General features: G+C 35.7%; 7 protein-coding genes and 1 pseudogene. All 8 read left to right on the top strand.

Annotation, left to right across the window (positions count from 1 at the left end; all coding sequences use genetic code 11):
* Nucleotides 1–10: 10 nt before the first annotated feature.
* A complete protein-coding gene (locus MRZ19_RS03670; protein ID WP_291030448.1) occupies nt 11–445 on the top strand; it encodes a DUF6378 domain-containing protein in 435 nt (144 codons plus the stop codon).
* Nucleotides 445–783 carry a hypothetical protein gene (locus MRZ19_RS03675; protein WP_291030450.1) on the top strand — a complete coding sequence of 113 codons (339 nt, stop codon included), beginning with the start codon at nt 445–447 and terminating at the stop codon, nt 781–783. The genes MRZ19_RS03670 and MRZ19_RS03675 overlap by 1 nt, the downstream gene beginning before the upstream one ends.
* Nucleotides 784–793: 10 nt before the next feature.
* The gene (locus MRZ19_RS03680; RefSeq protein WP_291030452.1) at nt 794–1,987 is read left to right on the top strand and encodes an ATPase domain-containing protein; all 1,194 of its coding nucleotides are present in this window, start codon (nt 794–796) and stop codon (nt 1,985–1,987) included.
* A gap of 8 nt (nt 1,988–1,995) precedes the next feature.
* Nucleotides 1,996–3,570, top strand: coding sequence for a DNA primase (gene dnaG / locus MRZ19_RS03685; protein WP_291030454.1), 1,575 nt, complete (start codon nt 1,996–1,998; stop codon nt 3,568–3,570).
* A gap of 60 nt (nt 3,571–3,630) precedes the next feature.
* Complete coding sequence (locus tag MRZ19_RS03690) at nt 3,631–4,428, top strand: hypothetical protein (protein WP_291030456.1); 798 nt, start codon at nt 3,631–3,633, stop codon at nt 4,426–4,428.
* Entirely contained in the window at nt 4,407–4,700 is a 294-nt protein-coding gene (locus MRZ19_RS03695; protein ID WP_291030458.1) for a hypothetical protein, read from the top strand. Before MRZ19_RS03690 ends, MRZ19_RS03695 begins: the two co-directional genes overlap by 22 nt.
* 2 nt (nt 4,701–4,702) lie before the next feature.
* Entirely contained in the window at nt 4,703–5,176 is a 474-nt protein-coding gene (locus MRZ19_RS03700; protein ID WP_291030460.1) for a hypothetical protein, read from the top strand.
* A 3-nt stretch (nt 5,177–5,179) separates the two neighbouring features.
* Nucleotides 5,180–6,192: pseudogene (locus MRZ19_RS03705) on the top strand (portal protein); the annotation flags it as partial.

Below are 6,192 nucleotides of genomic sequence, written 5' to 3' on the forward strand. Positions count from 1 at the left end.
AGGAGAGACAATGCGAAAAGTTATATTAAGAGAGAAAAAAACTACAATGCCAATGCGAAAAGTTATTGCAATTTTAAAGCAAAGAGGCAAAGAATATGGTGCATTTAAAGAGAATGTTGCACGCATTAATGGGTTAATGTTTGCGGCAAAAAGCGATTTAAACCACGATATTCATAGGACAACTTTTTTAATGGTGTGCTTAAAAATGGCGCGTTTATTAAATCTGCTAGAGCAAAACCCCCTAGCAGAGTTTAAAAATACAGATTCCTTTTTGGATTTGTGCGGATATATCAAGCTTATCTGCGATAATTACGAACCACGCTTTGCAGGTTTTTATATTAGCGAACTTGATAATCCAAATATCCAAAAGGTAAAATTTATCGCCAATGAACTATTCAAAAATGAGATTTTTGCACGCATTGACCGCGAGGAAGAGGAGGAGTAATGAACGCTTTAAACGAGTTAATCTTTAGCGATGATTTTAAAGGCACGGATTATGATAGAGCAAAAGTAGAGGAAATTTTTCAAAATCTACCCTTCGAAGTTGTAGATTGTATTATTATTAATCTAAAAAAAGACCCAGACAATAAATGCTTTAACCGCTATTTTGGGTTAAAAGAAATTATCTATTATACGCAATATACTGCAAAAGAATTTGCAAAAAATAAGGCAAGCCACGCAAGCATTAAAGGCTTTGTTGGGAGTGCGCTAGAACAAGAGGAGCTTTTAGAGCGATTCTTTTTGAAGCAGTTTAGGAAGCAGCTTCCGCAATGGGTATTTTAAAGGAATGGAAATGGAAGCAGTGAATCGTTTAGAATTGGAAATTTTGATCAGTTTTATTCATTATCCCAATGATTTAGTAGAATTTTTAGACAAAGTGCAACTAAAAATTTTTTCCAAAGAAGCCCAAAGAGCCATTACAATCATTAACGATTTGTGTCAGAAAAATGCGTTAGGCTTGAATGCGTTTTTTGAGCATTTAAGCAACAAAGAAAGGGAATCGGAGTATTTTCAAGAGCTATTACTCTGCGCTCCCTCTCCTAACTACCTAAGCTTGATTGAAATTTTTAAACACACTTATCAAATCAAAGCACAAGAAAGAATCGGCAAAACGTTGTTAGAGGCAAGTAACAACAACACACTTTTAGACTTAATGGTTTTACAAAAAGATTTAGATGTAGAAACAAAAGAATTTAAAACTTTAGAAGTTTGGGTGGAGGAATATGCCAAAAAGCCCAAAGCTCAAACCTATAAAACAGGCATTCCTTTTGTGGATAATTGCTTTGGTGGTGGCTTTGAACTTGGACAATTAATGCTAATTTTTGGAGAACCAGAAGCGGGTAAAACAATGTTTTCATTACAGATTTTAGAGAATCTTAGCAAATATACTAAAGTGTGCTTTTTTTGCTTTGAATTTACTATTGATGACTACCTAAAGCGGCGCGGTAATTGTAGTTTTGTGCAGAGTGATAATTTCTTTATTATAAATGATGGATATGATATTAATGAAATTGCGCAAAACATTAAATCGCTATACAAAAAAGGTGTGCGATTCTTTTTGATTGATAGCCAAATGCGAGTAACAAATACGGGACGCAATAGCGAGGAGGAGGAAAGTGTAAAGTTTAGCACACTCGCTAAACTCTGCCATTCTTTAAATATTTTTGTAATTTTCATCTGCCAAAACTCTAAAACAGATAAAGACAATCCCTTAGGAACCAAAAAGGGCGGACACGAGGCGAGTATTATTATTCATATTGAACGCGTTAAACCTAAAAGCGATGATTTAGAGCAAAAAGGTTCGGAATATGATGAGAATGCAAGAATTTTTAAAGTGAAAAAGAACAAGCAAACAGGCAAGCATTATAAGGATAGAATCTTATTTGATAAAAGTAAGTTACGTTTCTATGAGGACAACGCAAAGCAAAAAGATATAGAAATTATCTATGAGCAAGTGCAAAAAGAATTAGAAATGCCAGTGATTTAGGAGTATGAATGATTAGCAACTTAGAGGAACTAAAAGAAAAAATAGACATTGTAGAAGTGATAGGTAGATTTGTACCACTCAAAAAAGATGGCGTGAATTATACCTGCTGTTGTCCTTTTCACGAGGAGAAAACTCCTAGCTTTAAAGTTAATCCCAATAAACAGATTTACCATTGCTTTGCTTGTGGTGTGGGTGGAGACGCGATAAAATTTGTGCAAGAATATAAGCGTTTAAACTTCCAAGAAGCCGTGCAAGAAGTTGCAGATTTATTAGGGCTAGAACTTAAACAAGCAGGCAATAATGCGATTGCAGAGTATTTTGCCGTGAATGCAAAGGTTAATGATATTTGCCTAGAGAACCTACGAAATGCGCCACAGGTTGTCAAATACTTAAAAAACAGAGGCTTAAGTGAAGCAGATTTTGAAGTCTTTGACATTGGCTATATCCCGCAGGATTTAGCACGGCATTTTAGCTTAGAGGAGATTAACAAGCTAATAGAAATTGGCTTATTGTATCGTAATTCTAATGGAAGCCTTTTTGTGCCTCTGCACGATAGAATTAGCTTTGCCATTAGAAATTTTACGCATAAAATCGTAGGCTTTTCTGCAAGAACGCACCCCTATTGCAATTTCAAAAATAGTGCCAAATATATCAATTCCAAACAATCAAGAATTTTTCATAAAAGCCAGCTTCTCTATGGAATATCTTTTGCAAAACGGCACATTGCTTCAAGCAAAGAATGCTATGTTGTAGAGGGTTTTATAGATGTGATTGCTATGCACAAACTAGGATTTAAAAACACAATTGCAACCTGCGGCACAGCTTTTAACACACAGCATTTAAGCGCAATTAACCGCGTGTGCGATGGTGTGAGGATTCATTTATGCTTTGATAAAGACGCAGCAGGAGAAAAGGCTAGCTTAAAGGGTGCACAAATGCTTTTTTTTCAAGGATTTTTAGATTCCTTTGTGGCAAAAGTCAATGCTAAATGCAAGGATTTAGGAGAACTACTTGAGATTGGCACACCACCAACCTTTAAAAAAACAGCCATTCCACAATATTATATAGAGGAATCCTTAAACAACCTACAAAGCGCAAAGGAAAAAGACAACTTCTTAAATGACATTAAAACACACATTAATGCGCAAAAGAACTTTTTTCAAAAGACGCTTTTAATGGATACTTTAAGAGAACTAGGAATCCCCTTTGTTAGCCAAAAAAGTGTGAGGGCACAAGAAAATTACCACGATTTAACGCCGCTAGCCCTGCTAAAGAGTTGTATGCAAGATGAAAATGTACTAAATCTCTGCATTAATTATTTAGAACCCATAGAATTTGGGAGGTTCAAAGACGACTTCATAGCCCTTTTCCGCAATAGTGCAAAAACAGAGCTTCTACAAAAAATATCCATAGATGAAAATATCAAACCGTTAGAATTCAAAGATGTGCGCTTTGGAATTTTTGAAATAAAGCAAAGATTTTTAAAATGGCAATTACAACAGGCAAAATTTAAAGGGGATATAGAAGCAATGCTTAGATTAAATCAGACTCTAATGCAATTAAAAACCATCAAACCGTTTTAAAATTTTTAACCCTTTTTTAATCCATGTAAATTTTATAGAATCGCGTAAAAGGATTCAATAATGTCTAACATAGAATTATCAGGACTAAAAGCAAAGAATGCGCGCGCGCAAGAGCATAACACGCACGAATTAGAAAAAAACAATGGCTTGAAAGAAACTTTTAACGCACAAATTGCAAAAAATTCCGCGATTAGTGCTTCTATGCAAACACTCAATGTTGCCATTGCCGCACAAAACAACTTGAATCTAAAAAACCTTTATGATTCAAAAAAAATGCAACTTGAATATCTGTTTGCCAACGCGCTTTTGCAACACACTCAGTTGAATGCGCAGATTCTAAAATGCGTAAAACTAATAAGCATACCACACCGCGATAAAATCCCGCTTTTAGAGGCTAAAAAACACGCCCTAGAAGCGGATATTTATCGCTTAAACCAAGAAATTATCGCACAATATGCGGAAATTTTAGAACTAAAGAAAGTCATTAATGCGTTAGAGGCGAGCATTAAAGAGCTAAGAGAGGAGAGCGCATCGCTTTTAGAGGAAATTGCCTTTTTAGAGAGCCGTAGAGAGTATTTGCAAGACATTTGCGCAGCAGAAAATGAAAAGTTAGTAAAAATCAAAGAATCCTTAGAGATTAAAAAGGCAAGCGTGAATCAGATTTTAGAAAAAATTAGCATCAAACGCGCCTTAATCAAAGAATCGCAAGCTAAAAAAATAGAGCTTAACAACCTGCTTTATCAAGGCATTGGACAGATTAAGCTTTTAGAAGGCAAGCTAGAACTGATTAACACAGATTTAGAGAGAACAAAACAACAAACAAAGGAGAGTGAAAAATGGAAATTAGAATTAATGTAACCACATTTAAATATATCGGAGAAACACCTTATACTTTCAAGGCGAGCAATTTTAAGACCTATATCTTTAAAAAAGGCGATTTAATCACATTAGAGGACAACCATTATGCGCGATTTTTACGCAAAAAATCGGAGTTTATAGAATTGTGCCAGCAAGAAAAATCTAAAACAGCTAAAAAGCAAGAACCGCAATCACAAAAACAAGAGAACGAATCGCAAAAAGAATCACAAGCAAAAGCACAAGCGCAAGATTATAAAACACCAGAGGCATAGCAATGGATATTAAAGCATTCACAACAAACCTACAAAGTATCATTGACACCTTTTACAAAACAGAGCTGATTAAAGATGCAAACATTCAAACAAGCTTCACAGGCGATAAGAAACAGGAGTTTTTAAAAGATATTCTAACATTAGCATCTAGCACAGCTTTGAAGTTAGAGGAAATGGAACTCTCTTGGTATGCGGCAAAAGCGCAGAATAAAATCCAACTAGCCGAAGCCTTAAAAAGCCTCGTGCAAAGTGAGAGTATTGCAAAAGGTGTAGAATCCAATGCGAGAATTAATCGCGCAAACTGCTATGTGGGATTCTTACAAGTTGTTGCAAACGCGCAAGAATCTAGCGCGATTGGAAGCCACGCAAGCAATTGCTTACAGGCGATTAATGATATTGATATTACGCGCATTATCGGTTACGACCCAGTCATTGTAGAAATCCGCAATGATATTCAAAAGCAAATTAAAGAATAAACAATGGAAATACAAGAGCTAGAGGAATACTTTAAAGCAGACTTGGAGGCTTCTAAATCTAGTTTAGAGGAGTTTAAAGAGGCTTTAGAATATTATCACAGCGACCAACTCCCCGCCGATGTATTAAGCGTGATTCAATCGCGCGGACAAGTGCCATTGCACGAAAATATGTTTAAAATGATTGTCAATAAAATCTTAGGCTATAAATCTCAAGCCATACAAGAAGTGCGTGTCAGTGGTAGGCAAGAGCAAGATAGAGCCTTAGCGAATCTGCTTAATGATTTGCTAAAGACTTTTTCACAGCAAACCGCTTATAACAAAGAGATTTTAAAACGCGATTTTAACTTAATTTTAGGAATGAGCGTTGTAGAGCTATGGACAAATAGAGAAGAAAACAATGTGCATATTACACTAAAATCCATCGCACCGAGTGCCTTTATTATTGACAAATACAGCAAGGATAAGAATGCACTAGATGCGCGCAGATTCCATAAAACGATTAACCTAAGCTTAGAGGAAGCAAAAGCCTTAGTGGGCAATGCAAAAAATTTTAAGGTAGATTATGATGGAGAGTTTGAAAGTAGAGTGCCAATGGTGGAAAGTTGGGTAAAGGAAAAAGGTATTTGGAATCGCTACCTTTGGTTGCCACAATGGGATATTTACAAAAGAGAAAAACAGCCCTTTAAAAACAATACCCACCCTTTTATCGTTGCAAAATATATTATTGACCACAATGGTGGATATTATGGAATTTTTAGAGACATTAAGCCTCTGCAAGATTATATCAATTTTGCAGAAAATCGTATGAGCAATATGCTAGGCAGCTTTAAGGCATTCTATGAAAGCGATGCAGTGAGTGATAAAGAGGAGTTTGTGCAATCGGCATCTTTAGATAATAGCTTCACAGAGATAGCGCAAGGGGGCTTAGAGAAAATCAAATTTGTAGAAAATAAAGCCGATATTGCAATCATCTCCCAAAAGGTGAATGAAAAGCGACAAATTGCAAAAATGCTAAC

It is taken from the genome of Helicobacter sp. (assembly GCF_022770205.1).
Classification (GTDB): domain Bacteria; phylum Campylobacterota; class Campylobacteria; order Campylobacterales; family Helicobacteraceae; genus Helicobacter_D.